Here is a 26,992-nt window from a genome sequence, read left to right as displayed (position 1 = left end):
TCATGGGATTAAAAGAAAAAAGATTTACTAAAACATTTCAAGAAGAGCAGTTTCCACAATTACAAAAAGCGATCATTGAAGCAGCAGGTTTTGATGTTACTTTTAACATAGCATGGGACACATTATTTGAAGATCGCTTCTTACATCTTTATAGCGATTCTTATCCAAAAATTTATTTCTTACCAATCATCGAGGCATTTAAAGCTATCACAGCAGATGAGATGGGTAAGGAAGCGCTAGCCGAGAGCTTAAAGGAAATACATATTACTAATACTAAAGATCACCACAATCCTACAAACGGATTTACATTTTCTAATGGTGTACTAATCTTGGATCACAGCCCAATATTGAACGCAGATGACGTAGAGAGCAGAGTTAAAGTGCTTACTAACGTATTAGAAAACAATTTGTAATCATAGGTGTCATTTAAGTAGAACTAGTAAGAGGTATTGGTATGTATAGATTTATTGTTTCATTAATTTTTATAGCAGTATTGCTGATCTTAGGAAGTTGCGGAGTTTCTAGCGCTAACGCAAAAAAAGGATTTGATACGTATTTGAACACGCATCATCATAACAAATATGATATCCTAACTTTTAAAAGGAACTTTAATGCGGCTACCATGAATCCTAATTTGTATTGGGTAGAATTAAGCCTTAAAGAAAACCCAGAGATTGTCATTAATTTTAGATGGGATGCGCAAAACAAGGATGTATATGTTCCAGATTTTTATGAAGACGATAGAAGTATTGAAGCCTTAACACAATATCAAAAGCAAGAAATTGTATTGAGGGAAGAGATGCATCAAGTCTTAGATAATGATGTAGTAGCCATGGAGGTAAATGTCTTTAATCATGAAATTAACATCACACTAGATAAGGATCCTTCCTTTGATGATTTTCAATTCTTCTCAAATAAAATTTGCAGTGTATTAGATAAATATCCCAATACCTGGACGAGAGAGGCGCGTGTTGATTTCAGGCTGAAAGCCGAGCGAAAAGGTTTTTATGAACTAATCGTAAAACCTAATAATTATGATGATAGTAGAGAGTCGTATAGATATCATCCTAACTCCATAATTATCAATAATTACGGATCAAAAAAAGCCGATACTATTGATCATCTAGTGCAACAAGAGTTTTCAAAACCTAATGCTCCAGTTTATTTGAATCGAATATGGGTACATCAATCAGATTTAAGTTCGATGTACTTGGCTATCGAGAAGCACAAGCCTCGTGAAGGAGCTCAAAATCCTAATAACTTGACCGAGGGTGCTGGGATGTTCTTAGTAAAAATGGATTATGATGATCTGGATTTAAAAATCATGTCATACTACGATTATAAAACCATCTCCCGAGATAACATATTTCTTGATCTCATGGAGCAACTGCCAGATGACTACAAATACCTCATAGAGGATTCTTAAAACACCTTACATTATGAATACATCACCATACTATAAAGCGTTTGTAGCCCAGACGTTAGAGGGAGTCCTACAGTCTATTTTTAAAAAAGAAGAAGACGTTTTAATAGCGATTTCACTGACTAACGGAGTCTACCTAGAGGGGTTACTCATTGATCTTAAAAAAGATGATAATCACACTACAGCTATCTGTTTAGGCACTCAAAACGAGGAAATATCCTTTGTACACATGCATAGCATCACGATGGTTACAGTAAAACAACCTAAAAAAATGGTTGTAGAGCTATCACAAGGAGCCATAAGTAGGCCGCTATCATCAACTACAAATGCGTTGACAGTATTACAACTCAAAATCTGGTTAAAAAATGAAAAATCACAGTTAGGAAGTCAGATTAAACATGTCAATGTAGAAGCATTAGATCTCAAAGAGGAGAATAATAGACTCAATGTTCAAGATCTATTTGTAACATTTAAAAACAGTATAGACTCCATCACACAAGACAGTTTGGGGAAGGAAGCCTGGCTTGGGGTTGACAACATCGTCATACAACAAGCAGAAAAATTACAACTTACTATTGAGGCAAGCACACTAACTATATCAATTGCAATACACAAAGCCTTGCCTCAAAACCTTTCTTCATTATTAGAAGAAAAATTACTTCAATTATTATAAAAACAATTTTATCAATTATAAAAACACAACATTATGGGACTTAAAGAAAAAAGAATTATTCAAGCATTTCAAAAAGAAGTATTTCCACAATTAGAAACAGAAATCAACAGAGCTGCCGGTTATACAGTTCCTTTACAAATAGAGTGGAATACATTAATGGAAGACCGTTTCTCCCACTTGTATAATGAGACATTTCCTAAAATTTACTTTTTACCGTTAATAGAAGCTTTTAAGGTGGTTTGCGAGGACGCTATGGGAGTAGAGCTGTTAAAGGGAGGCTTAAAAAGTGTAGTGATTGTAAATGAAAATGACGAGCATAATCTAGAACGCGCTATCACCTTTGAAGAAGGCATTTTGAAAATAAATCACGGACCAGTGGTTAACGCAGACAAAGTAGAAGAAAGAGCCGAACGCATTACGTCACTTCTTGAAGAAAAACTAGAAGAGTTTGCAGAGGAAACTACAGAAACAGCTACAGCAAGTACATCAGACACAGCTGCCGGAGATGAGCAAAAAGATGCTGGCGAGTCTACAGTGACTATACAAGAAATGTATAACCAGTCTATTGCACTCTCACTAGAGAAGCAAGAAATATTTGATGAGCTGGTAAAAGATTTAGGATGGAGTTTTGATATGCTCGAGGGTAAGGTAACCTTTGGTGATGATAAGGTCTTTGACATTCAAGTACTAGGAACGTATTCAGAAAACGAGAAAAGCTGGTTGTGGGCATGGGCAAATAATCAAAGCGGTATACCAGAAAAGTTTTTACAAACATCACAAGCAGTACAAGCATTAGGAAAGGCGTGTAATATTGAGGATTTTATAGCTCCAAAATTTGAGATTGACTCAGATCCCGGTATTTATTTTGCGACCATAGCCTCAGTAATGGCAAATGAGAGCTGTTACCTCGCGTTACCTTTTAAAGGCATAACAGTATATGTGACTATTACTTCAGAAGAGGTAGAGAGTAAGGTGAGAACCGCACCGGCTTTGTTATGCTCTCACTTCACATTTATTGCTGCAAACTATTCCTTCCCTCACAAATACAGTCTGTATTTCTACCTTAAAAAGAAAGGTTATGAGGTAGAGTTGCCAGGTAATAACATTATTGCTCAAAAGGGCGAAGATCAAATTCTTGGAATCTTTGACCTCAAGGGAAGACTCATGAAACTATCTAATTCAAAAATAACCGTTCAAGCTTAACAATATGTCATACACATCAGAAACACTCTCAGCACTAGAAAAAGAGCATCAAGTAGCACTAGCTACTGCACAAGATAAAATGTTAAGCGAGCTAAGCGATGCACAAGCATCTGGAGATCATGCAAAACTGCAAGAAGCAAGCGTAGATTTTCAAAATGTAACCTCTGAGCTAGCGACTGCATATGCAAAACGTATAGAAGAAATAAATGCACTCAATCACAAAGCCACTGTAGAGCAAGAACCAGAAATTTATACAAATAAAAGGGCAGATGTAGATTTAAACCTACTTGTATATGATGGAGATAGAGACTATGTAATCGCTTTTCAAAAAGACGAGCTGATTCAAAAGACGCTGGAAAAAGTAAATAAAGGTAATAGCAAGTTTAAGTCTAGAAAACACCTATTAAAATCTAGTTTAAGACTTACAAAAACACTTGCACCCATGCTCCATGAGATAGGAGAGCACTGCAAGCAAACCTTGAAACTTAAGGCAGATATTGAGTTTTTTGTATATCAAAGTGATATGTTTAATGCCTCATGCTATCCACCTGATGATAATAAGTTATACATCATTCTATCATCAGGAATACTGGAGCGATTCTCAAAAGATGAGCTCACCTTTGTAGTAGGGCATGAGATAGGGCATGTGTTATTTGAACACTTTGATTACCCTGTGAGACAGATACTTGATCAAGGTGAGAATGATCTCGCACCTATACACGCGATGAAATTATTTGCGTGGAATAGAAATGCAGAGATAAGCGCAGATAGAGCAGGACTGCTGTGTTGTCAAGATTTTGAAGCCGTAGGTCGCACCTTTTTCAAACTATCTTCTGGCGTAACAACAGATTCATTAGACTTCCAGCTTAATGCATACATAGAGCAGTTTAGTGATCTTGAGGAAGTTCTTAACGACTCAAATCACGACCCTTCAGACTGGTATAGCACGCATCCTTTTAGTCCGCTTAGGATTAAGGCACTCGAGCTTTTTAATAAGAGTGAGACCTACGCAGCCTTTAACGATACCATCAAGGGTGAGATTACAGAAGAGGCGATGGAGCTAGAAATCAAGCGCATTATGTCATTAATGGAGCCAGAAAACCTAGAGGACGAAAGCGAACATTCAGAAAAAATACAGCGTTTAATGTTCTTAGGTGGTTACCTCATATCAAATGCAGATGGCGTGGTAGACGACTCAGAGATCCAAGCATTGAGCAGTATTGTAGCGCCTAAGGTTTTTGCAAATTGTATGATGACTATCAAAGGACTCACAGAAGATGAGATGATAAGCGAGGTACAAGAGCTCACACGTGATTTACATATTGTGCTTTCGGTCATGCAAAAACTCAATTTACTACGTGATTTATCTATCATCTCCTATGCAGATGGTGAGATAGATGACAGCGAGGTTATCGTGCTATACAACCTAGCAAGATTGCTACATATCAATACAGACTTTATAGACCGTGTCATAAGCGACGCACAAGGAGTAGACTAACAACGGTTTAAAGATTTCTACGCTTTCGCGAAAGCAAGGCTAGAATGGGGTTTAGGGGGCTCCAAAGAAGGAAAGGCAGCAATACTATATTGCTGCCTTTTTATTGTTGTAAGAATTTTATGCGCTATGATACGTGGTATAAAAAATAAGTGCGCTTTCGCGAAAATGTGAAGTGATTTGATACTTTAGTAAATCAAATTGAGGATTAAGCTTGCGGAAATAAAGCAGAAGTAATCTTGTTTTTATAGATCCAATTCCTTTTTTACCATATTACTCTTTATGTTGTTAGGTTGATAACGCTGTGCCATAATCCTGATTATGAAATGGCGCCGTGCAACTACGGGAGTGTATAAATATTAATGGCATTTCTTATAAGTTAGCTTTAATCAAGGATGCAAGCTCATTATCACTTGGTCTTGGAGCATTATCATCAATGATTTTTCCAAATTTGTCAAAAAGGAGGTACCTTGGAATTGTCTTAATATTGTAATTATTATAGAGTTTTGACTTCTTCCAATCTGCAATTATATAATTATTTTCTTCAGTTGATAGGTTTTCTAATTTACTAGCACGAACCCAAGCTGAGTATTCTTTGTCAATTGAAATTTCAATAATTTCAAATTCTGTCTCATTGAACGTTGCTTTTAAATCTTCTAGAAATGGCATTTCTTTTCTACAAGGTACACACCAACTTGCCCAAAAATCAACTAGCACTATTTTTCCTTTTTCTTTTAAGAGAATTTCTTCAAATGTCAATTGGTTGTCATTAACCAAATTGGATAAAATTCCAATAGTACGGTTGTTTATGTCTAATTTCTTAGCATTTTCTTGTTGGTTTTGAACGATTATGTGCCATTTGTTTTTAAACTTATTACTAGTGTTTATAGTGTGAAATTTTGCTAAGTAATTCTGAAATTTTGATTTCTCCAAAAAATAGATGCTTTTAAGATAAGCACTTAGTAACATTTCCTTTGTTGACTGATTAAATAGCTTTGTTTCTTTAGTAACAACATCAAATTGTACAGTGTTTGAAACTCTTTTATCGTTTTGAAAATATTTATATAACACCAAAGCTTTTAAAAAACTTACGTATTCATTGCGTTCAAATAATTCTTCACTATTTATTTTTATATCTAAACTATCAATATCCAATTTTAAATGCTGCTTTCTAGCTTCTCTTACTTTCGATGTTGCGTACTTAAGTTGCTGGTCAAGCTTTGTACTTCTGTAGAACTCATCTGAGATACTATTAATAGCTTTTAGACTATCCAATAGCAAGTTTGAATTTTTATGTATTTGTTTTATTGAGAACTTATTGTTTTGAAATTTATCTTCGTCGATTACAATTGCCTCACTATTTAGATTTTGCTTAAACAGAAGGTAATCAAAGTTAGTTTCGCTCCATGATTTATCACTATTTAAGTGTGTAAAAACTGGATATTTAACTTGCTTGGAAGAATTAATTCTTGTGTTTTCGACATTAATTAAAATGCTGTCGCCTTTCTCAATTTCAAGTTTGTAAAACATTGAAATGAAAGGGTCTCCACCTATTATATAAACTGTAGTGTCTGTAGGAATTGTTATAGATGATTTATTCTCCTTTTTGCCTAGGTATAACATGTCAGGCATAGCCTGCATCTCATCCAGCGTTAAATTCGTAAAAAAAGAATCTATAGTGTCATTTACTTTTATAAATACCTCGTTTCTCTTTTTAGTTGTTACCTTATTGTTAACTAGAGGCTCGATAATAGTATTTATCTTTTTTTCGGTACAACTAAGTATCGAAAGAAGTAAAAGTATTGTGTATATATTTTTCATTTGTGAGCGGATAAAAAACAATCTTACAAAGCAAACAGAGATCAAATCATAGAAGTCTCATTGAAAATCTGATATTACTTAAAGTATGTGCAATTACTTGTTTTTTAATTGATTGTCTAAATATACACTTATTTGTAAATCTAGCGCAGCGTGTCTCGCTACTAGAAATAGTTATTGTGTGCATATTTTCGCGAAAGCGTAGCACCACTCAATTTAATCAGAATATGCTGTAAGCTGCTAGTTTGATAAAGCTATTACGAATGCCATTTGTAATCATCAAGCATCGTAAAACTCGGCGGTTTTAATGGTAAATCCTAAAGATTTGATTTTGGTTTTGAGTTCAGATAACGGGACACTATTAGGACTGTCTCTATACGTTATGTTGTTTACAGTAATCTCTGTAGCTCCGGCTCCTTTTGCTGGTAGTACATTAGTAAACACGAGCTCGCTATCATAGTCAAATACCGTGAAGTCGTACATAGTGGCTAGTGCGTAATGCTGGGTAGTGTCTAGAGATAAAAGCCGTAGCTGGTTAGGTTGCATTTGTTGTGCAAGGTTTTTTGGAGTCCTATAAACGTTAGCGTGGTATAAAGTGAGCTGTGCTGCGTGAATTTCATCTTCCTTATCTGCCAGTAAATCACTAGGTAGCTCATAAGATCTACGAAGTGTTTTTAACTGGCCATAGCTGAGTGTAAAGGTTTCTACTAGAGTGAGCTGCTTGCTTATACGAGCTTCTCTATCATAATACTCATCGATGTATGGCTTAGCCATTGCTATCTCATTATACCAACCTATATAGAGGAGTGCCGCTGTTTTTCCTAATGACTCATTTCTAATACCTCCATAGACAGAGAGACCAATCCTTATATCGCCAAACCACCAGTGTGCAGCATAAATAACACTGCCGCTGCTATATCCCTCGTTATACTTTTTACCATCCGGCAGCGGATTCTTATTAATGTTATGAGGTTCGCCTAGAATAGATATGAGCTGCTTCATATAAGGCGCGTGGTGCTGTTGAAACCATCCCTTTTTGATAGGTTTTAATCCAAATGAAATGGAGGAAATTGGTCTGTTATAAGAAGGCCCGTAGAATTCACATGAAACACCATCTAAGCCTAAAAATCCGTTTGAAGGTACTTTGTGTAGCTTCCAAGAACTAGTATACTTGTTGAGGTTTTCACGCTTAAAGATTTCAAAGACGTGATTAAATGTTTGTCCCCAACTAAATGGTTTATTGTCTATCTCAAAGGTGCTCCAATCCATACTCTTCTAATACTAATCATTGTTTGTGGCGGGCTATAAATATATGCACTTAAGATTGCTGGATTAATTATAATTAATTGTTGAGTTAATCAGTTGCATTGTTGATTTGGTTTCTTCTGTAAAATCTCCGTCTTTTGTCATGAGTTTTTCAAAACTCACGAACAATGTTTTTTTGGCTGAGTTTTTCACCTCTAGAATTAGTACCTCTTTACTATTGTTTATGGTTGCTTTCTTTGCAGGCAGTGTGTCATTACCTAATTGAAAATCTAGACTATTTATCTCTTGAGTAGATGTATTCATGTTATTAATGAACGCTCTTGCAAAATCTTCAAGTTTTAATTCTTGATCCATTTCATAAATCACGATAGTCGTGCTATCACCCTTTAGCGTGTTTACTTTTAAAGTCTCGTGTGCTTCATAAGAGGTCTTGAATGATGCGGGATAAGAGAAAGAAAGGAAGTCATTTACAAAACTACTACTATTCAATTTTTCTATTACTGCAGTTGTGTTCTCACTACTCTTATGGTCTCGTATGTGTTTGCTAGAGTCGCAGCTAGTAAAGGCTAGCATAATAGCGATTATATAGATTTTTCTTAACATTGATAAAAGAGTTTGAACAACGGTTTGCACTATCACTAGTTCTATATTAAGAAATTACTTTAAGAGCCTCAATAATGTCACTAGGTTCTGCTCGTGTTCTATAGTCCACATTTACATAGCTCCATGTAACTATGCCTTCTTTATTGAGCACAAAAGTGGCAGGAATAGGTAATATGCTTCCTTTGCCATTGTTTATTTTATCTAAATCTAGTCCTCTATCTACCTTCATGTGATCCATTAAAAATGCTGGCACCTCCCATGACACTCCATATAGAGAAGCCACCTTTGCATCTTGATCAGATAGTACCGTAAATTCCATATTGCTAATCTCACTTTCTGTCATAGATCCATCTGGCACCTGTGGACTTATGGCAACAAGTGTTGCACCTAGCGCGCGAATTTCCTCTAGTTTTGACTGTAATGCTCGTAGTTGTAAGTTGCAATAAGGACACCAATCACCGCGATAAAATGTAACCACAACAGGACCTTGACTCAATAAAGTGGTGAGAGATATCTTCTGCTTTTTAGGATTAGGAAGTTCAAACTCTGGAGCTTTGTTACCTACTTGAAGCGCATCCTTTCCAGTTAAAAAAGCTTTAGCCTCCTCGATAACTTTATCTACGCCTTTCATAAAGTCAGGTTTTGCCTGTCTTCCAGCTTCAATTTTGGCGTATGTTTGTTCTTTTAATGTTTTCATTATTGCTATAGGGATTTTCAAATAAGATTTGATACAAATAAATGGATTGTAGCGGCTGATCTTACCATTGTTCTATAGCATAAATATACAATCTATAAGTAGGACGATAGGATTGCTTAAGGGAAAAGAATCTTAACGACAGTTATGGACCTCACGAAAACATGCTGTGCGTTAAATAGGACTAGTTAATCCAGTCAAATGCTTTTATGGAAATACCGGTAAAACAATCATCTGCACAATCATTAGGTGTAAAACCGCATAATGTAAGTAAGCCATTTACTTCAGTTTGTAAGGATATCGTATTGTTCTCTTGATCTACTACGAGGTATTCGCTTGCGCAAGAATTATATAACTCGTCTATTGTGAGTGGTGCAGCGCCTTCTGGGTTTGTTCCTAATGCAGCTTCGTTTTCAGAGTAAGTGTCTGTAATTGTTCTTTCTCCAGTCTCACCATTTACAGTAAAGGCTTGATATACTCTAGAGACCACACTGTTATTTATCACTTTGATTTCTGTAGTGCTTCCATCACCTGTAAAGGAGATAATGTCTGTTTGATAGATGTAAGATTTCCCATTATCATTTTTTAAGTCTGTCCACTTGCTTAAACTTTCATCATATGATAAGCCAGTTTCACCATTCAAGTCTGTAAGTGTAGAAAGGCTATCTGTATTTGTGGTGTCGTCATCACTATCACAAGAGGTAAGTAAGAGTGTAGAAGCTAAAAGGAGGTTTAGAAAAAGTTTCATAGTTATGTTTTTTATCAACTAGGTAATACTAATAAATATTATGAATAAAGATTAACGACTTACGGTTAGAATATTGGTTGTTTTTTTGAATAATTTATCATTTATATTGTAAGTAATATTGACAAATTGCCCATCTTCCTTTTTAGCTCTTAGATTACAAATTTCATGGTTTTCACCTTCTTTTAAAAAGAAGAAATATTTTCCTTCAAGAAGATTCTCTGAAGCTACATCTTTATTTGAACAATCCCATTTAAACTCTAACTGAGTGTAACCTTGATAAGGAAACTCTCCGGCAAAAAATGTAAAGCAATCATCTATATCTTGAGATTTTGTATTTCCTTTATTATTGGAACGTACAATGCAGTTACTTTTATTAAATAATGAAGATTTTTCCTTTCCTTGCAGATGGTTAATGGAGAGGATTTTATTTTTATCGGTGATTCCAAAATATAGTTCATTTGTGCCTTTTATCTTGTAAAACACTCCGTTATAGTATGAATGAATTTCCTTTGAACTTATGATTTCAATTTCATTTTTAGACTTTTCAATAGTTGAGTTCTTTAAATGATATTTATAGAAGAGATTTTGTAAGTCTTTTTGTGATTGTTTCTCATTATCCGCACAACTTATGTTTGAAAGTAATAATAAACACACAATAGATTTGATTATGTGAAAGTTTTTCATTGTTTATTGAGTTTATTTAAAGTGCTGTCCTAGATTATCATCTTGTTGCAATTTCTCACTTGGTTAATATTTCGATGGCTTTCTAAATATATGGGTAGATTATTATAGAAATGGGCTTTCGCGAAAGCGTTAAAATTCTAAGAATCAATACTTTTTAGTGTTTAAGTGAAAATGGACTTAGCGAATCTACAAATAGATTTTCACACTTGTTTACGGTTTTCCTTTAGGCTTGTTATTTTTTTGTAAAATTTACGACAAGATCTTGTGTGTAATAAGCTTAGGCATATGGCTTTAATCTTTGTAATTAGTGGGTTTAATAGCCTTAGAAGAGTAAGTTTGTTCTTCTAGGAATGGAGGATAATTATGGAGACGCTTTTTTATCTCACAACCCCTTTGTAAATAAAGATAAAGGGTGTATTTTTGCACTCCTTTTTGGCCACCTTTAGAAAGCTGCCATTGAGGTATTTAAAAAATAAAACAAACCCTTTTACGGTTTCTAGGTTTATGAAGCTTTCGCAGAAACGTAAAATACAAAACCCATCTGTCTATAAAACGCTTGTTTTTAGGTAGATGTAAATTTTAGCAAATGGCTGAAGAAACAAAAAATCCTGAAGTTCAGGAAGAAGCTGCAGTAGCAGCACCAAAAGTTGAGCTAACTCCAGCTCAAGAAAACCCAGAACAATTTCTTAAAGACTTTAACTGGGAGAAGTACGAAGAAGGAATCGATACTGTAGATGACAAGCAACTTGAAGAATTTGAAGCGCTTGTAGCAAGTAACTTTGTAGATACACTTGATGACGATGTTGTAGAAGGAACAGTAATTACACTTACTGATCGTGATGCAATCATTGACATTAACGCTAAGTCTGAAGGAGTAATCTCTCTTAACGAGTTCCGTTACAATCCAGACCTTAAAGTAGGTGATAAAGTAGAAGTACTTATCGACGTACGTGAGGATGCAACTGGGCAATTGATATTATCACACCGTAAGGCACGTGTTATCAAGGCTTGGGATCGCGTTAACGCTGCACACGATGAGGGAACTATCGTAAACGGATTTGTAAAAGCTCGTACTAAAGGAGGTATGATCGTAGATGTTTTCGGTATCGAAGCATTCTTACCAGGATCACAAATTGATGTGAAGCCTATACGTGATTACGATCAGTATGTAAACAAAACAATGGAATTCAAGGTTGTAAAAATCAACCACGAGTTTAAAAACGTTGTCGTATCTCACAAAGCGCTTATCGAAGCAGATATCGAAGAGCAGAAGAAGGAGATCATCGGGCAGCTTGAAAAAGGACAAGTACTTGAAGGTGTTGTTAAAAACATTACTTCTTACGGTGTATTTGTTGATCTTGGAGGTGTTGATGGACTGGTACACATTACAGACCTTTCTTGGTCACGTATCAACCACCCGAACGAAATCGTTGAGCTTGATCAGAAACTGAATGTTGTAATCCTTGACTTTGATGAGGATAAAACACGTATCCAGTTAGGTCTTAAGCAACTTTCTAAGCACCCATGGGAAGCTTTAGGAGAAGAGCTTAAAGTAGGTGATAACGTAAAAGGTAAAGTAGTTGTAATCGCAGATTACGGTGCATTTATCGAAGTAGAAGAAGGAGTAGAAGGTCTTATTCACGTATCAGAAATGTCATGGTCTACGCACTTACGTAGCGCTCAAGACTTTGTAAAAGTAGGAGACGTAGTAGATGCTCAAATTCTTACTTTAGATCGTGAAGATCGTAAGATGAGCCTTGGTATCAAGCAATTAACGCAAGATCCATGGACAGATATTACTTCTAAATACCCTGTAGGTTCACGTCACGAAGGTATCGTGCGTAACTTTACAAACTTCGGTGTGTTCTTAGAACTAGAAGAAGGTATTGATGGATTAATTTACATCTCAGATCTTTCTTGGACTAAGAAAGTGAAGCACCCATCAGAATTCTGTGAGGTAGGAGATAAACTAGAAGTAGTGGTTCTTGAGCTTGACGTAGATGGACGTAAATTATCTTTAGGTCACAAACAAATCGAAGCAAATCCTTGGGATAAGTACGAGGATGAGTTCAAAATGGGTACTACTCACAAAGCTGCAATCACAGAGATTGTAGACAAAGGAGCTACTATCGATTTTAACGAGGATATTACTGCATTTGTTCCTACTCGTCACCTTGAAAAAGAAGACGGAACTAAATTAGGAAAAGGAGAAGAGGCAGAATTCCAAATTATTGAATTCAACAAAGACTTCAAGCGTGTAGTTGCTTCACATATGGTTATCCATAAAGAAGAAGAAGCTAAGATCGTTAAGCAACAAGCTAAGAAAGCTAAAACTCAAGCAGATGAGTCTAAGCCTACTTTAGGTGATGCAAACGATGCTCTTGCAGCTCTTAAAAAGAAAATGGAAGGAGGAGAGTAATTCTCACCATCTAGTTCTTATACTAAAAGCCTCTCAGGAAACTGAGAGGTTTTTTTTTGCTTTCCTATGAATAATATATTGATTAAAATGGGCATCATCACTTAGGAATACGGTGAATGCTTTGTGTTATGGTGTACGTTGTTCTATTGTACTAAATATGCTAGCTATTTTATGAATAATTAGCTAGTTTTGTCTCCTGCCTATGAAATCACTTAAGCCATCAGTTTCCGTAATATTAAGCACGTATAATGCTGTTGATTGGTTAGAAAAAACACTTTGGGGATATCAATTTCAAACGACCTTCGATTTTGAAATTGTTATAGCAGATGATGGATCTGGACCACAGACAAAAAAGCTTTTAGAAGATTTTTCAAAAGATTTTCCAGTTCCTATTATACATGTATGGCAGGAAGATGAAGGTTTTCAAAAATCACGTATTCTCAATAAAGCCATAGTTGCCTGTAACTCGGATTACATATTAATGAGTGATGGTGATTGTATACCAAAAAATAACTTTGTTGAAGAGCATATAAAACATAGAAGGAAAGGTTATTTTCTTTCGGGAGGTTATTTCAAACTTCCTTTAGATATATCAAATTCAATAAATTATGCAGATATCCAGAATCAAAATTGTTTTGATGTAAACTGGTTAAAAGAGCGTGGTTTAAAATCTTCATTTAAAAATAAAAAACTCACGGCTGGCAAATTTACTTCAAGAGCCCTAAATTTTCTTACTCCTACAAATGCTAGTTGGAATGGTCACAACGCTAGCGGTTGGAAAGAAGATATTGTGAGGGTAAATGGTTTTGATGAGCGCATGCAGTACGGAGGACAAGATAGGGAGCTTGGCGAGCGCTTGATGAATTCTGGCATAAAATCTATTCAGATACGTTATACTGCAATTTGTGTTCATTTAGATCACGCAAGAGGATACAAGACACAAGAAACTCTTGACAAAAATGCGGCGATTAGAAAAAATACTCGTGACAATAAAGTGACTTACGCAATTCATGGTATCGATAAAAATCATGATGTTACTATTTAGATAGCCGCTATTTTTATTGAATTATGAAGTTAAAAGAATATTTTCCATCCATACTTAAAAGTTTTGCGTTAAAAAACAAATCTGTTAGTAAGATTAAGTCAAGAAACAAGAATACGGTGCCATTGATTGTGTCACTTACCACAATTCCTTCTCGTCTTAAGCTTGTTCAATATACAGTGAGGAGTCTACTTTCTGCAAATCCTCAACCAGATAAAATTATTCTTTGGCTTAACGAAGACTTAGAAAGTGCTGTGCCAGCAGGACTCAAAGCGTTAGAAGGTGATGTGTTTGAGATAAGATACTCGCCCTATACTTTTTCTCACCGTAAGCTTATCCATTCTTTAGAGCTTTTTCCTGATAGCATAATCGTGACCGTTGATGATGATGTGATGTACCATCCTAATTTATTAGGGCAATTGTATAAGTCCCACCTAGAATATCCAAAGGATATTATTGCAAATAGAGTAAGGAGTATATCATACAATGAACAAGGAGAAGTCCTTCCTTATAAACAATGGAAACATGTAACATCTGCTGCCATTGAAGATATGACAATGATGCCTGTGGGAGTATGTGGAGTTTTATATCCTGTAGGGTCTCTTAATAAACAAGTTTTAAATGTAGATCTTTTTCAAGAATTATCTCCCAAAAGTGATGATCTGTGGTTTAAAACAATGGCGCTTTTAAATGGGACATTATCTCGATTTGCACCATATACTGTGGAAGACCCTATACCACTTGTAGGTAGTCAAAAAGTGGCCCTTAAAAAAACAAACGTTAATGAGGACCGCAATAGAGTGCAGTGGGAAAACCTAGCGTTACATTTTAATATAGACTTAAAAGAAATGTAGGGATCTTTTTGTGAATCATGGATTTGTCTCTCCATGACTTTGCATGGAAAGTAGCATTTATCTATCAAAAAATAATTTTCTAGCTGAGATCTTGATCTAGTCTACTAGATATCCAGTTTTTAATATGTGCAAGTAAAGCAGGATCTGCTCTTTCTAAGCTCTGGAAGGTTACAAATATTTTAGATGGATCTTCTATAAATTGAGCCAACTTCTTTTTTACACTTGAAGGTTTCTTGTAAGATCTGAAATAAGTTAGTCGCGTGTCTTTTGAGTAGTGAAAGGTTCCCTTTTTAATTTCGAGATGCTCAGATAGGGAAGACAGTAAAAACTGACTCTTATCGCGGAACCTAAATGAAATATTCTTTTTGAGCAAGTCCTCATGTTCGTTAAAATAATCAACTAGCGTAGATTTTCTTACACTCATAGGGGTGTGATATCTTCTCACATACTTCTTTGTGCCAGCTAGCATAGCGCTTTGTTGCTGTAGTCTTTTAAAGCTTGTTCTATTAGGGTCTGGTGCTTTCCCTATAAGCTTGAGTAGCTTCTGAAAGTAAACTCTAAGTGTTCTGTCTTCATTAAATTTTTCCCATGAGCCGCGCAATACGGGCATTCCATTGATAAAAAAATCTTCGGGAGCGGTAGCTCTCATTAGGAAAAAATCATCATTAAAAACTATAAAGTGCTCAGACAGGTTTGGGATTCTATAGAGCATAACTTCTATAGAGATAGAGTTAAAGCTCGGTAAAGACTCCTCGTAGCCTCTAAAAATTACCGTATGATCTATAATTTCTAGGTTAACTCCATGTTCTTGGGCCTTTGTACATAGTCTGTCAAAGCCTTGTGGTACTTGGTTGTCGGTAACTAGGTATATGTTTTTTATAAACGGAGCAAACTTGATAATCGATGCTATTGCAATCTGCACTTCGCCTATCGCATTATAGCGAGTGCTTTCTGCTTTTTTAGAGAAATCAATCTTAGTAGCAAGATAGGTGTTGATTTTGTGCTGCCATGTTAAGTCATCACCATTAACCCATGTAATAACTGCATCTATTTGAATATCATTAGTCTGCTCCGTTGTCATATTATACCGCTACGTCATACTCTCTTAAGGCATCGTTAAGTGATGTCTTTTTGTTAGTACTTTCTTTACGTTTCCCTATGATTAATGCACAAGGAACTTGGTACTCTCCTGCAGCAAATTTCTTAGTGTAACTTCCAGGTATTACTACAGATCTTGCAGGTACACGTCCTTTCATTTCTACAGGCTCATCACCTGTTACATCTATAATCTTTGTGCTCATAGTAAGTACTACGTTTGCTCCTAAAACAGCTTCTTTCTCAACGTGTACACCTTCTACTACGATACATCTAGATCCTATAAAAGCACCATCTTCTATGATAACTGGAGATGCTTGTAGTGGTTCTAAAACACCACCTATACCTACACCACCACTTAGGTGTACGTTTTTACCTATTTGCGCACAACTTCCTACGGTTGCCCATGTATCCACCATAGTTCCCTCATCTACATAAGCTCCTATGTTTACATAACTTGGCATAAGGATTACGCCTTTAGAGATATAAGCTCCGTGACGTGCCACTGCATTAGGCACTACGCGAATACCACGATTTGCAAAGTCCTTTTTTAATGGAATTTTGTCATGATACTCAAAAATACCAGCCTCAAGTGTTTCCATTTTTTGGATGGGAAAATAAAGTACAACGGCTTTTTTCACCCATTCATTTACTTGCCATCCGTCGTCAGTAGGTTCTGCTACGCGTAGTGTACCGCGGTCTAGCATGTCTACTACTTCTCGTATTGCATTAATAGTAACTGGATTTGTAAGGTGTGAGCGATCTTCCCACGCCTCTTCGATGATATTTCTAAGTTGTGTCATTTGATAATTTTTAAACGCCGAGAGAGATATTAATAAGTCTCTCAGTAGTCATTAACGGAGTTCAAAGATAAAGTTTCAATTGCTTTTTTAACAATTACCAAGGTGTCAAAAAGGAAACAAGTTTGCAGTTTGTTGTTATATATAAAACAACGGTATAAACCTTAGCCTGCTAGAGAAGCTCACTTACTTCTTCAAATATAAGTTCATTGAGTGTGGATTTTTTATATTGATAAAGTGAAGTAACAACGAAAGCCGCTACGACGAGCAATCTTATAGCTCGTTTTTCCTTATTTTTGCACCAAATTTTATAGATGGCACGCATCATTGCAATAGATTATGGAACAAAGCGCACTGGTATTGCAGTGACAGATGAGTTGCAAATGATCGCTTCTGGTCTTACAACTGTTGATACTAAGGATATCTTTACATTTTTAAAGAAATATCTTTCAGAAGAGAAAGTGGAGGCTATGGTGATAGGTGAGCCTAAGCGCATGAATAATGAGGCGAGTGATGTAGAGGTAGATATTGTACGCTTTCGCGAAAGCGTAGAAAAAAAACATCCCGAGCTTGAAATCATTAGGCAAGATGAACGTTTTACCTCAAAGATGGCTTTCCAGACTATGCTAGATAGCGGCATCGGTAAAAAGAAAAGACAAAACAAAGCACTTGTAGATCAAATAAGTGCAACCATTATACTGCAGGATTACCTGTATAATAAATAGATATGATATTACCTATAGTAGCATACGGAAGTCCCGTGCTTAAGAAAAAGGCAAAAGACATTACTCCAGAGTATCCTAATCTTAGTGAGCTCCTTGAGAATATGTATGAGACAATGTATGGAGCGCACGGCGTAGGCCTTGCAGCACCACAAGTGGGATTACCTATACGCATCTTTCTTGTAGATACAACACCATTTGCAGATGATGAGAGCTTTACAGCAGAGGAGCAAAAGCAGCTATCTAGCTTTAAGAAAACCTTTATCAATGCAGAGATTCTAGAAGAAGAAGGCGAGGAGTGGGCTTTTTCTGAAGGGTGCCTGAGCATACCTGGTATAAACGAAGATGTTTTTAGAAAGCCTACGGTAACCATCAAGTATCAAGACGAAAACTTTAAAGAGCATACAGAGACTTATGATGGTCTTATAGCACGTGTGATACAGCACGAGTATGACCACATAGATGGTATACTTTTTACAGATAAACTCTCTAGTCTTAAAAAACGCTTAATAAAAGGGAAGCTCGCAAATATCTCAAAAGGGAAGTGCAGTGCAGAATATCGTATGCGTTTTCCGGCTGCATCAAAAAAACGCTAGTATTCTCAAGGTCTTCTGTGAAGATTAACAAATCCTTGCAAACAAAATTTGTAAATAAGTATCGCAAAGTGCATCTTTGCCACCCAATTTTAATAACATATGAGTTTAGATAAAGTAATTGCAATCGCTGGAAAGCCTGGAATATATGAGTTAAAGAAGCAAACACGTAGTGGTTTTGTGGCAGAATCTCTTGTAGATGGTAAGAGAATTACTGTAGGTATTCGTCATAATGTAAGTGTACTTTCAGAAATTGCTATCTATACCCTAAGTGAAGAAAAGCCACTGAGAGAGGTATTACAAGCTATAAAAGATAAAGAAAACGGAGCACCTACTATTAATCATAAAGTGTCAAAAGATGAACTTGAAGAGTTTTTCTTTAACGTAGTTCCAGATTATGATGAGGATCGTGTGTATGCTAGTGACATCAAAAAGGTAGTACAGTGGTACAACATCTTACAAGCAAAAGATATGCTCAATTTTGAAGCGCCAGCAGCTCCTGCAGCAGCAAGCGAAGAAGAGGAATAGTGCATAACTTTTTATAATATTAAAAAGCCTTTACAGTTTATGTGTAAAGGCTTTTTTAGTTTTAATGGTGGTTACGCTTTCGCGAAAATGTGCCAAACCAGAATACTGTAAATAACACTGAATAGAGGTGACAACAGCAAATAGTTGCCGCTACACTTACACAAGGGATGATGAATACAAGAGAAACACAATTACAAGCCTTTGATAGATTACTAACCATAATGGATGAGCTACGCGTAGGTTGTCCTTGGGATAAAAAACAAACGATGGAGAGCCTGCGCCATCTTACCATAGAGGAGACTTATGAGCTAGGCGACGCCATACTAGATAATGATCTAGAAGAAGTAAAAAAGGAGCTTGGAGATCTCTTATTACACATTGTATTCTATGCCAAAATAGGAAGCGAGACCAAGGACTTTGATATCGCAGATGTTGCAAACAGTATTTCAGATAAACTTATTTCTCGCCATCCTCATATTTATGGAGATATAGATGTTGCCGACGCAAAAGAGGTGGAGCGCAACTGGGAAAAGCTTAAGCTTAAAGAAGGTAAGAAGTCTGTACTAGAAGGTGTGCCAAAGGGATTACCCGCACTAGTAAAAGCTAGCCGAATTCAAGATAAAGTAGCAGGTGTAGGTTTTGACTGGGAAGAACCACAGCAGGTTTTTGAAAAAGTGCAAGAAGAACTTGAGGAGCTACAGCACGAAGTAAATGAAAACAATCAAGAAAAGATTGAAGCCGAGTTAGGTGATGTACTCTTTTCAATGATTAACTACGCCCGCTTCTTAAAAGTAGATCCAGAAAGCGCACTAGAGCGCACCAATAAGAAATTTATAAAACGCTTTCAGTACTTAGAAGGTAAGGCCAAAGAACTTAATAAAGACCTTTCAGACATGACGCTTGCCGAAATGGACGCTTTTTGGGAGGAGGCTAAGAAGTTGTAATTGGTTTATAGCAATGTGTTTACATTTCTTTTTGAGTTTGGTGTATTATGTTTCCGGAAGGAATTTTAATTAATATTCAACTTCAACTTCAACTTCAACTTCAACTTCAACTTCAACTTCAACTTCAACTTCAACTTCAACTTCAACTTCAACTTAAGGGTTACTTCCCTCACTCAAACATCCTGTTCCCTCAATCTAGGTTTTTAAAAGGTGGTGTCTACTCTAATTTCACCTCATAATTAAAAACCAAAGGATATGAAAACACTTAGCACATTCATAATGCTGCTCCTTTTTATACTAGGAGTACAAGCACAAGAAATAATTATTTCAGGAAACGTATCAAATGATGGCGAACCTCTTCCAGGAGCTAATGTTCTCGTAAAAAACAGTGAGATAGGCGCTGTGTCCGACTTTAATGGGAACTACGAGATTAAAGCTGCTGCTACAGATACATTAGTCTTTACCTACGTTGGCTATAATTCAAAAGAGATTCCTGTTAATTCTCAGACTACTATAAATGTCATTTTAGAATACAGTAGTGAGTTAGATGAAGTCGTGGTTACAGCCATGGGTGTAAGAAGAGAGAAGAAAGCATTAGGATATGCTGTTTCTACCGTTTCTTCAAAACTTGAAGGGAAAGTTGCTGGAATACATATTACGGATGGCAAACCTTCTTCTGGAATTTCTCAGAATGATCCTGCGTATGGCCAACTAACAGCTGGTGAAATAAATGATGTAGAGAAATACGCTGAGTTTGTGAAAATCTACAACTCCGGAGAAGCAAAGGAAATTGCAATGAAGTGGGGATTTAATCATGATGGTAGAACTGATATACAAGTAACGGATAACAGCGGACTGCCAGTAGCAAACGTAGGTGTTGCTCTTTATAAAAATAATAACCTCTTGATGAAAGGAATGACAGATACATCAGGAATGAGTATGCTGTTTAAAGGAAAATATAGTCCAACTGATACTTATCTAGTGCAACTGTATTACAGTGGTGAGATAGAAGGAAAGAAAATCTCTAGAAATCAGAAACAAGTCTCTTTTACAATTCATGAACATCAAGCTAGTAATGCTATCGATATATTATTTGCAGTTGATGCTACAGGTTCCATGGGTGATGAGATTGCATATCTCAAGTCAGAACTCAAAAATATAATGAATAGGATAGATACGAGTGTTGAACAAAAGAGAGTAGCGCTTACGGTGTACAGAGACCATGGTGATGATTATGTAACTCGTACAATAGATTTTAGCAGCGATGTAAATGAAGTAAAAGACTTCCTTTCGTCGCAGCATGCAGCTGGAGGTGGAGATTATGAAGAAGCAGTAGAGGAGGCGCTTAAGGTATCATTGTCACAGTCATGGAACGAGAAAGCAAAGGCTAGGATACTCTTTTTGATGCTAGATGCTCCGCCTCATTTTAATCAAGAAAACGTTGCCATGATTAAAAGTCAAATTGCAAAAGCAAAAGAGCAGGGTATAAAAATTATTCCAGTAGTTGCCAGTGGAGCAAATAAAGAAGTAGAGTTTTTAATGAGGTCTTTTAGTGTGTCAACTAATGGAACATATGTGTTCTTAACTGATGATAGTGGTATAGGAAATGATCACATAGAAGCCACTACAGAAAGTTTTAAAGTAGAAAAACTTAATGATTTAATGGTACGATTAATAGAGCAGTATGCAGGTGTGCAAACTACTGTTTAAGAGTAGTGTTTTTTTTTGTGGATGATTAATAGCGCACTATATAAAGTAGTGCGCTATTTCTTTATATAGACTGTAGGTATAAATACTCCACTTTCTCCCTTGCCCATGGAGTTCTTCTTAAAAACTTTAAGCTAGATTTTATGGAAGGATCTTTTTTAAAGCAATTGATATCTACCTGTAAGCTCATTTCCTTCCAGCCATATTTTTCAACTAGAAATTCAAGTATATCTGCAAGCTTCACACCGTGCAGCGGATTGTTAGGTTGTGCTTTTTTCTCTTCCATAGGCTGCAAAGATAAAAGAAACTATTGTCTAAAAAGATTTACCGTTACCGTAGCTGCTTCTGTATTTGGAAACTTAGCACTCAAGGTTTCATCTCTTTTCATTCCAATAGCGGCAAGTGTATCATGAAAGACTGGCACTTCTACAATATATTGATCAGAATATCCATGTGTAGCGTCATAAGCTGTAACTGCAGTACGCCCTATATTACGAGCAGCAACCGCTGGTGGGATACTGTGTAATTCTATAAGCAGTAATCCATGTTTTCCTACATAAGGTGACCACTTACTAAAGTGATCCGCAAGAGACGCCTCCACATCATTGTTAGATAGTCGTTTTCCTTCATATGAAAATGCGCCTGTTGATCTACTTGCATGCTCAAGCTTTTTCTCTGGTGCTTTCCAAACACGATTGTGATCTAAGAAAGAACGTACATTGAGAAGATCTCCTAGTGTTATATCGTACTCTTCTTTTAAATCTGTCGCTAGTCTTTCTGGATCACCTATATCTCCCCACATTACTTTTGCCCAGATTTCAGATTGTATTACGTTTTGCTTAGTAATGTCTATGGCGGCTTGGTTGTAATCTGCTCCTACAAGGATGAGTGGGTATTCATCTAGATGCTTACCACGTAAAGTGTGACGCTCGATGAGGTTATAAAGGTGAATTAAAAATGCACCATTACCACAGCCCATATCTAATATCCCTTTAGGTTGCTCGTCTAGAGGTTTATTGAAAATATCAAGTATAATAGTATCTACCACTTTAAAATAAGTGGCATGTGCACCACCACTTCCCCAGACATTCATAGCTCTATCTACATGGCCTTCTTGGTTTCCATCGCCATGGTGTTTTGCACTCAATGCATCGCCAAAAATAAGATCATCAAGTTTACGTAGGGTAGGTATGTAAGATACGGTTACTCCGTAAGAGCTTGCTCTTTTTGCAAAAAATAGTCCTTTGTCTGTAAACTGGTAGGTCTGTCCTTTTTTATTAAAAAGTTCAAAATAGGAGAGCATATCTAGCAGCTTTTTAAAGTTTTGTCCATCTGCATGAAACTCCTCAGGCTTAAAGCTGGCTTGCATAAAATATTTATGAAAGGCACCATTCATTGATAAGTGCACAAGCGTTGGGCCTAAGATAGTTCCTTCTATATGTGCAAGTATTTGCTCTTGCACTTCGCGCTCCTTGGTAGTTGAAGATAAGGTGAGACCATAGGCTTCTTTATATTTCTCAAAAATATTTTGGAGTTTCTTAAATGGAGCTGCCTCAAATTTTCTAAAATGATAATTCTCAGAAAGCTTTTGCAGTGCAGTCACATCTTCATATAGAGGAAACAGTGCAAATGCAATAGGCGATAATTCGTTTACCTTATAAACCACTTCATTATCCTCATTATTCACAGCTTGCTCAATCCATCCCTGTGATGCTAGTACACGCAATGCTACGTTCAAGTAGCCCTCGTTTACAGTAAAAGTGTTGCTTAAAGTAGTTAGACTCACTTCCTTTTCTTGCAAAATAAAGTCGGTTACTCCATTTTTATAGAGTGTAAACGCAGATGGCGCTGTTACTATACCATCCAGATGTCTAAAAAGGCGTTCTCTATAAGTGGTCTGTAATGTTTTTGACACCATAATATCAGTGTGTTAGTGGTTAGATTTTTATAAGTCTACTTGGTCGGTAGGATTATGCGCAAATTACTTAATAATTGTTTTTTAACATCAATTTAATTGCGACAGATTCTTATGTATTTTTACAGTGATGAATCGTACTTCAAAAATTATTTCTATTAGTGATATAACAACGCTCAAAGAGCAGTTATTATCGTGGTCTCAACAATATGAAGAGGTTATCTGGCTTGATAGTAATAGCTATGAACGTCAGAATTATCCTGAGTATGAAGCCATCTTAGCAGTAGACGCTTTTACTAGTTTAAAGACAGATTATCAAGGTGCTTTTGACCAGTTGGAGGAATATCAAAGTACAATTAAGGATTGGATTTTTGGTTATTTAAGCTATGATCTTAAGAATGATACAGAGCGTCTTACTTCAAAAAATAGCGACAAGCTAGACTTTGCCGACCTACATTTTTTCCAACCTAAAAAATTGTTCTTACTCAAAGGAGACACACTGGAGATGTTATATCTAGGGATGGTAGATGATGAGATGGAGGATGATTACGAGGAGATACTGGCAACTCAGTCTTCTGAAATCGAATTTAAAGCACAGCCATTATCCATAAAACTTAAGATCCATAAAGAAGCGTACAAGGAAAAAGTGCGCAGCATGTTAGAACATATTTATCGGGGAGATATTTATGAAGCAAATCTGTGCCAAGAGTTTTATGCGCTGGGAACTATAAACCCATTAGAAATCTATAAACGCCTTAATGCTATTAGTTCGCCACCTTTTGGCACCTATCTCAAGCTTGAGGATCAGTTCTTACTTTCGGCATCTCCGGAGCGATATATTAAGAAAATAGGGAGTAAGATTGTCACGCAGCCCATAAAAGGAACAGCAAAACGTGGGGTAGATGAAAAGGAGGATACCGCTTTCGCGAAAGCGTTACAACAAAACTCAAAGGAACGCTCAGAAAACATAATGATTGTAGACCTGGTGCGCAATGACTTGTCTCGCACAGCCCGCAGAGGATCTGTTGTAGTAGAGGAGTTGTGTGAGGTATACCCATTTAAGCAGGTGCACCAAATGATCTCTACCGTAACTTCAGAACTAGGATTAGGGATCTCACCGGTAGACGTGATACGTAGTACCTTCCCAATGGGAAGCATGACCGGAGCTCCAAAGTTACGAGCAATGCAAATTATTGAGTCACTAGAGGAGTCAAAACGTGGCTTGTATAGCGGCGCTGTAGGTTACTTTACGCCAGATGGCGATTTTGATTTTAATGTCGTAATACGTAGTATTTTATACAATGCAGAAAATGAATATATCTCATACTCCGTAGGTGGAGCCATCACTGCTGGCTCAGACCCAGATAGTGAGTATGAAGAATGCTTGCTTAAAGCAAAAGCGATGCGTGCAGTTTTAGAAGGAGATTTGTAAATTAGTGCTTTAAACTACTTATGGCAAATACATTAGAAAATATAAAGCTCACAGAGGAAAGCATATCAATTAATGATAAGCGCATGGATGAATTATTGCTCTTTAGTACTTTATCTACTTCGTTATTTCTTTTAATATATGCTTACAAACGTTTCAATAATACTGATGTTGATATACTTACTATTATAACAGGGTCTTTAGGTGGCGTACTTTTAATATTGAGTGTTTCAAGTATTTTTCGCGTTTCATGGCAGAAAGAGATTAGCCTTTCAGAAATTGCTTACGTTCAAGATAAAACAGCCTTTACAGGACATAGATCTCTGATTTTAAGGTTGAAGAATAAGAAAATAAAGAACTTATTCTTAGAGCCTGCAGATATCCCAGAAATGCTCACACAATTAACACAGCATAATATTCCAATTAATACTAAGGGATGATTGAGTAACTAATTACCTTTGCATCGTAAAATCCTATTTTACAACAAAGGATATGATACCTAGTGCGCTTTCGCGAAAGCGTACTAACAATAAAACAACTAGCTTAAAGCATACAGCTTAGAGCCAAAAGCCAAATTATGAGCGACGATAAAAAGATCATTTTTTCAATGCAGGGCGTTTCAAAGACGTTTCCTGGAGCACAGACACCTGTACTTAAAAAGATATACCTAAGCTTCTTTTACGGAGCAAAAATAGGAATCTTAGGTCTTAACGGTTCTGGTAAATCTACCTTGATGAAAATCATCGCAGGATTAGATACAAACTTTCAAGGTGATGTAACTTCAGATAAAGAATTTTCTGTAGGGTATCTTGAGCAAGAGCCTAAGCTAGATCCAGAAAAAACCGTAATTGAGATTGTAAAAGAAGGAGCTGCCGAAACGGTTGCTATTCTTGATGAATACAATAAGATTAATGATTCATTTGGTCTAGAAGAGGTATACTCAGATGCAGATAAGATGGATAAGCTTATGGCTCGCCAGGCTGTCTTACAAGATGAGATAGATGCACGTGGAGCATGGGAGCTAGATACAAAACTAGAGATCGCGATGGATGCGCTACGTACACCTCCGGCAGATCAAAAAGTAGGTGTGCTCTCTGGTGGAGAAAAGCGTCGTGTGGCATTATGTAGATTGTTATTACAAGAGCCAGACGTGTTATTACTAGATGAACCTACTAACCACCTTGATGCAGAATCTGTGCACTGGTTAGAGCACCACCTAGCGCAATACAAAGGAACGGTGATTGCCGTAACGCACGACCGTTACTTCCTTGATAATGTAGCAGGATGGATTCTTGAGCTAGATAGAGGTGAGGGAATTCCTTGGAAAGGAAACTACTCTTCTTGGTTAGATCAAAAATCTAAGCGCATGGCGCAAGAGCATAAAACAGCTTCAAAACGTCAAAAAACATTAGAGCGCGAGCTGGAGTGGGTACGTCAAGGAGCAAAAGGTCGCCAGACTAAACAAAAAGCTCGTCTACAGAACTATGACAAGATGATGAGTCAAGACCAGAAGCAAGTAGATGAAAAGGTAGAAATCTATATACCTAACGGGCCACGTCTTGGTACTAACGTTATTGAGGCATCAGGAGTAAGTAAGGCTTTTGGTGATAAATTACTGTATGAAGATTTAAACTTTAACTTACCACAAGCAGGTATTGTAGGAGTGATAGGACCTAACGGAGCTGGTAAGACTACTATCTTTAAGATGATTATGGGTGAGGAAGCTCCAGATAAAGGAAACTTTACCGTAGGAGATACTGCTCAAATCGCATATGTAGATCAGAGTCACAGTAATATAGATCCAGATAAAACCATCTGGCAGAACTTCTCAGACGAGCAAGAGCTTGTCATGATGGGAGGGAAGGAAGTAAATTCTAGAGCATATTTAAGTAGATTTAACTTCTCAGGAAGTGAGCAAAATAAGAAAGTGGCAACACTATCTGGTGGTGAGCGCAACCGTTTGCACCTTGCTATGACACTAAGAGAAGAAGGAAATGTACTGTTACTGGATGAGCCTACAAACGACCTTGATGTAAACACATTAAGAGCGCTAGAAGAAGGACTAGAGAACTTTGCAGGATGTGCCGTAGTAATTAGTCACGACCGTTGGTTCTTAGATCGTATCTGTACACACATTCTTGCGTTTGAGGGAGATAGCCAGGTATATTTCTTTGAGGGAGGATTCTCTGAATATGAAGAGAATAAGAAGAAGAGGTTAGGTGGAGATCTAATGCCTAAGCGTATTAAGTATAAAAAACTAGTGAGATCATAAGTACTCACAGCTAGCAACAAAAAAGCCCAATACTCGAAAGAGTATTGGGCTTTTTTATTTTAATT

General features: G+C 36.6%; 26 protein-coding genes. 16 read left to right on the top strand and 10 right to left on the bottom strand.

The window, feature by feature from the left end; genetic code table 11:
- Positions 1-2: 2 nt before the first annotated feature.
- Genes D017_RS00670 through D017_RS00650 form a run of 5 tightly spaced genes read left to right on the top strand, consistent with a single transcriptional unit; the run spans position 3 to position 4,797 of the window.
- Positions 3-413 (top strand): hypothetical protein, encoded by a 411-nt coding sequence (locus tag D017_RS00670; protein ID WP_035334106.1) that lies wholly within the window; start codon positions 3-5, stop codon positions 411-413.
- 41 nt (positions 414-454) lie between these two features.
- Positions 455-1,426, top strand: a complete 972-nt coding sequence (locus D017_RS00665) for a hypothetical protein (protein WP_035334103.1) — start codon at positions 455-457, stop codon at positions 1,424-1,426.
- Positions 1,427-1,439: 13 nt separating this feature from the next.
- On the top strand, positions 1,440-2,096 hold the full coding sequence (locus D017_RS00660) for a hypothetical protein (protein ID WP_035334102.1): 657 nt from the start codon (positions 1,440-1,442) through the stop codon (positions 2,094-2,096).
- Positions 2,097-2,129: 33 nt separating this feature from the next.
- Complete coding sequence (locus tag D017_RS15410) at positions 2,130-3,299, top strand: DUF6882 domain-containing protein (RefSeq protein WP_192816521.1); 1,170 nt, start codon at positions 2,130-2,132, stop codon at positions 3,297-3,299.
- A 4-nt stretch (positions 3,300-3,303) separates the two neighbouring features.
- Positions 3,304-4,797, top strand: coding sequence for a M48 family metallopeptidase (locus D017_RS00650; RefSeq protein ID WP_035334101.1), 1,494 nt, complete (start codon positions 3,304-3,306; stop codon positions 4,795-4,797).
- Positions 4,798-5,166: 369 nt separating this feature from the next.
- Here D017_RS00650 and D017_RS14875 read toward each other — a convergent pair whose 3' ends face one another.
- The 6 genes from D017_RS14875 to D017_RS00620 all read right to left on the bottom strand — a co-directional run bounded on the left by D017_RS14875 (position 5,167) and on the right by D017_RS00620 (position 10,607).
- Complete coding sequence (locus tag D017_RS14875; protein ID WP_051583754.1) at positions 5,167-6,615, bottom strand: TlpA disulfide reductase family protein; 1,449 nt, start codon at positions 6,613-6,615, stop codon at positions 5,167-5,169.
- A 276-nt stretch (positions 6,616-6,891) separates the two neighbouring features.
- Complete coding sequence (locus D017_RS00640) at positions 6,892-7,881, bottom strand: hypothetical protein (protein ID WP_035334099.1); 990 nt, start codon at positions 7,879-7,881, stop codon at positions 6,892-6,894.
- A gap of 63 nt (positions 7,882-7,944) precedes the next feature.
- Positions 7,945-8,481, bottom strand: coding sequence for a hypothetical protein (locus D017_RS00635; protein WP_035334098.1), 537 nt, complete (start codon positions 8,479-8,481; stop codon positions 7,945-7,947).
- Between the two features lie 46 nt (positions 8,482-8,527).
- Positions 8,528-9,178 (bottom strand): peroxiredoxin-like family protein, encoded by a 651-nt coding sequence (locus D017_RS00630; RefSeq protein ID WP_035334097.1) that lies wholly within the window; start codon positions 9,176-9,178, stop codon positions 8,528-8,530.
- A 181-nt stretch (positions 9,179-9,359) separates the two neighbouring features.
- On the bottom strand, positions 9,360-9,923 hold the full coding sequence (locus D017_RS00625) for a hypothetical protein (protein WP_035334096.1): 564 nt from the start codon (positions 9,921-9,923) through the stop codon (positions 9,360-9,362).
- 51 nt (positions 9,924-9,974) lie between these two features.
- Complete coding sequence (locus D017_RS00620) at positions 9,975-10,607, bottom strand: hypothetical protein (RefSeq protein ID WP_035334095.1); 633 nt, start codon at positions 10,605-10,607, stop codon at positions 9,975-9,977.
- 586 nt (positions 10,608-11,193) lie between these two features.
- Between D017_RS00620 and rpsA the strand changes: the two genes are divergently transcribed.
- The 3 genes from rpsA (at position 11,194) to D017_RS00605 (ending at position 14,922) form a co-directional block, all read left to right on the top strand.
- Positions 11,194-13,026: a 30S ribosomal protein S1 gene (gene rpsA / locus D017_RS00615; RefSeq protein WP_035334093.1), complete on the top strand. Its 1,833-nt coding sequence runs from the start codon at positions 11,194-11,196 to the stop codon at positions 13,024-13,026.
- Between the two features lie 202 nt (positions 13,027-13,228).
- Entirely contained in the window at positions 13,229-14,071 is an 843-nt protein-coding gene (locus D017_RS00610; protein ID WP_035334091.1) for a glycosyltransferase family 2 protein, read from the top strand.
- Positions 14,072-14,094: 23 nt separating this feature from the next.
- Positions 14,095-14,922, top strand: a complete 828-nt coding sequence (locus D017_RS00605; protein ID WP_035334090.1) for a hypothetical protein — start codon at positions 14,095-14,097, stop codon at positions 14,920-14,922.
- A gap of 79 nt (positions 14,923-15,001) precedes the next feature.
- On the opposite strand, the gene D017_RS00600 is transcribed toward D017_RS00605, so the two are convergent.
- Both D017_RS00600 and D017_RS00595 read right to left on the bottom strand, forming a co-directional pair.
- Entirely contained in the window at positions 15,002-16,003 is a 1,002-nt protein-coding gene (locus tag D017_RS00600) for a Stealth CR1 domain-containing protein (RefSeq protein ID WP_035334089.1), read from the bottom strand.
- 1 nt (position 16,004) lies between these two features.
- The gene (locus tag D017_RS00595) at positions 16,005-16,820 is read right to left on the bottom strand and encodes a 2,3,4,5-tetrahydropyridine-2,6-dicarboxylate N-succinyltransferase (RefSeq protein ID WP_035334088.1); all 816 of its coding nucleotides are present in this window, start codon (positions 16,818-16,820) and stop codon (positions 16,005-16,007) included.
- Positions 16,821-17,131: 311 nt separating this feature from the next.
- Here D017_RS00595 and ruvX point away from each other — a divergent pair, with 311 nt between their 5' ends.
- The 5 genes from ruvX (at position 17,132) to D017_RS00565 (ending at position 21,314) form a co-directional block, all read left to right on the top strand.
- Positions 17,132-17,542 (top strand): Holliday junction resolvase RuvX, encoded by a 411-nt coding sequence (gene ruvX, locus D017_RS00590; RefSeq protein WP_035334087.1) that lies wholly within the window; start codon positions 17,132-17,134, stop codon positions 17,540-17,542.
- A 2-nt stretch (positions 17,543-17,544) separates the two neighbouring features.
- Complete coding sequence (def, locus tag D017_RS00585; RefSeq protein ID WP_035334086.1) at positions 17,545-18,135, top strand: peptide deformylase; 591 nt, start codon at positions 17,545-17,547, stop codon at positions 18,133-18,135.
- Between the two features lie 99 nt (positions 18,136-18,234).
- Complete coding sequence (locus D017_RS00580; protein WP_035334085.1) at positions 18,235-18,660, top strand: DUF5606 domain-containing protein; 426 nt, start codon at positions 18,235-18,237, stop codon at positions 18,658-18,660.
- Between the two features lie 170 nt (positions 18,661-18,830).
- A complete protein-coding gene (gene mazG, locus D017_RS00575; protein ID WP_035334083.1) occupies positions 18,831-19,604 on the top strand; it encodes a nucleoside triphosphate pyrophosphohydrolase in 774 nt (257 codons plus the stop codon).
- A gap of 255 nt (positions 19,605-19,859) precedes the next feature.
- Positions 19,860-21,314 (top strand): vWA domain-containing protein, encoded by a 1,455-nt coding sequence (locus D017_RS00565; RefSeq protein ID WP_051583753.1) that lies wholly within the window; start codon positions 19,860-19,862, stop codon positions 21,312-21,314.
- A gap of 61 nt (positions 21,315-21,375) precedes the next feature.
- Here the strand turns inward: D017_RS00565 and D017_RS00560 are convergent, their stop codons facing one another.
- Both D017_RS00560 and D017_RS00555 read right to left on the bottom strand, forming a co-directional pair.
- Positions 21,376-21,597 (bottom strand): VF530 family protein, encoded by a 222-nt coding sequence (locus D017_RS00560; RefSeq protein WP_035334080.1) that lies wholly within the window; start codon positions 21,595-21,597, stop codon positions 21,376-21,378.
- Between the two features lie 21 nt (positions 21,598-21,618).
- Complete coding sequence (locus D017_RS00555) at positions 21,619-23,229, bottom strand: class I SAM-dependent methyltransferase (protein ID WP_035334077.1); 1,611 nt, start codon at positions 23,227-23,229, stop codon at positions 21,619-21,621.
- Positions 23,230-23,356: 127 nt separating this feature from the next.
- Between D017_RS00555 and pabB the strand changes: the two genes are divergently transcribed.
- From pabB to ettA, 3 genes are all read left to right on the top strand, one after another.
- Positions 23,357-24,658, top strand: a complete 1,302-nt coding sequence (pabB, locus tag D017_RS00550) for an aminodeoxychorismate synthase component I (protein WP_035334076.1) — start codon at positions 23,357-23,359, stop codon at positions 24,656-24,658.
- Positions 24,659-24,678: 20 nt separating this feature from the next.
- Positions 24,679-25,095 (top strand): hypothetical protein, encoded by a 417-nt coding sequence (locus tag D017_RS00545; protein WP_035334074.1) that lies wholly within the window; start codon positions 24,679-24,681, stop codon positions 25,093-25,095.
- A gap of 137 nt (positions 25,096-25,232) precedes the next feature.
- Positions 25,233-26,927: an energy-dependent translational throttle protein EttA gene (gene ettA / locus D017_RS00540; RefSeq protein WP_035334073.1), complete on the top strand. Its 1,695-nt coding sequence runs from the start codon at positions 25,233-25,235 to the stop codon at positions 26,925-26,927.
- Positions 26,928-26,992: the final 65 nt, after the last annotated feature.

The sequence above is a fragment of the Dokdonia sp. PRO95 genome, from assembly GCF_000355805.1.
GTDB lineage: Bacteria > Bacteroidota > Bacteroidia > Flavobacteriales > Flavobacteriaceae > Dokdonia.
The sequence above is the reverse complement of the archived record's forward strand: the minus strand, read 5'-3'. Positions and strand labels throughout refer to the sequence as shown.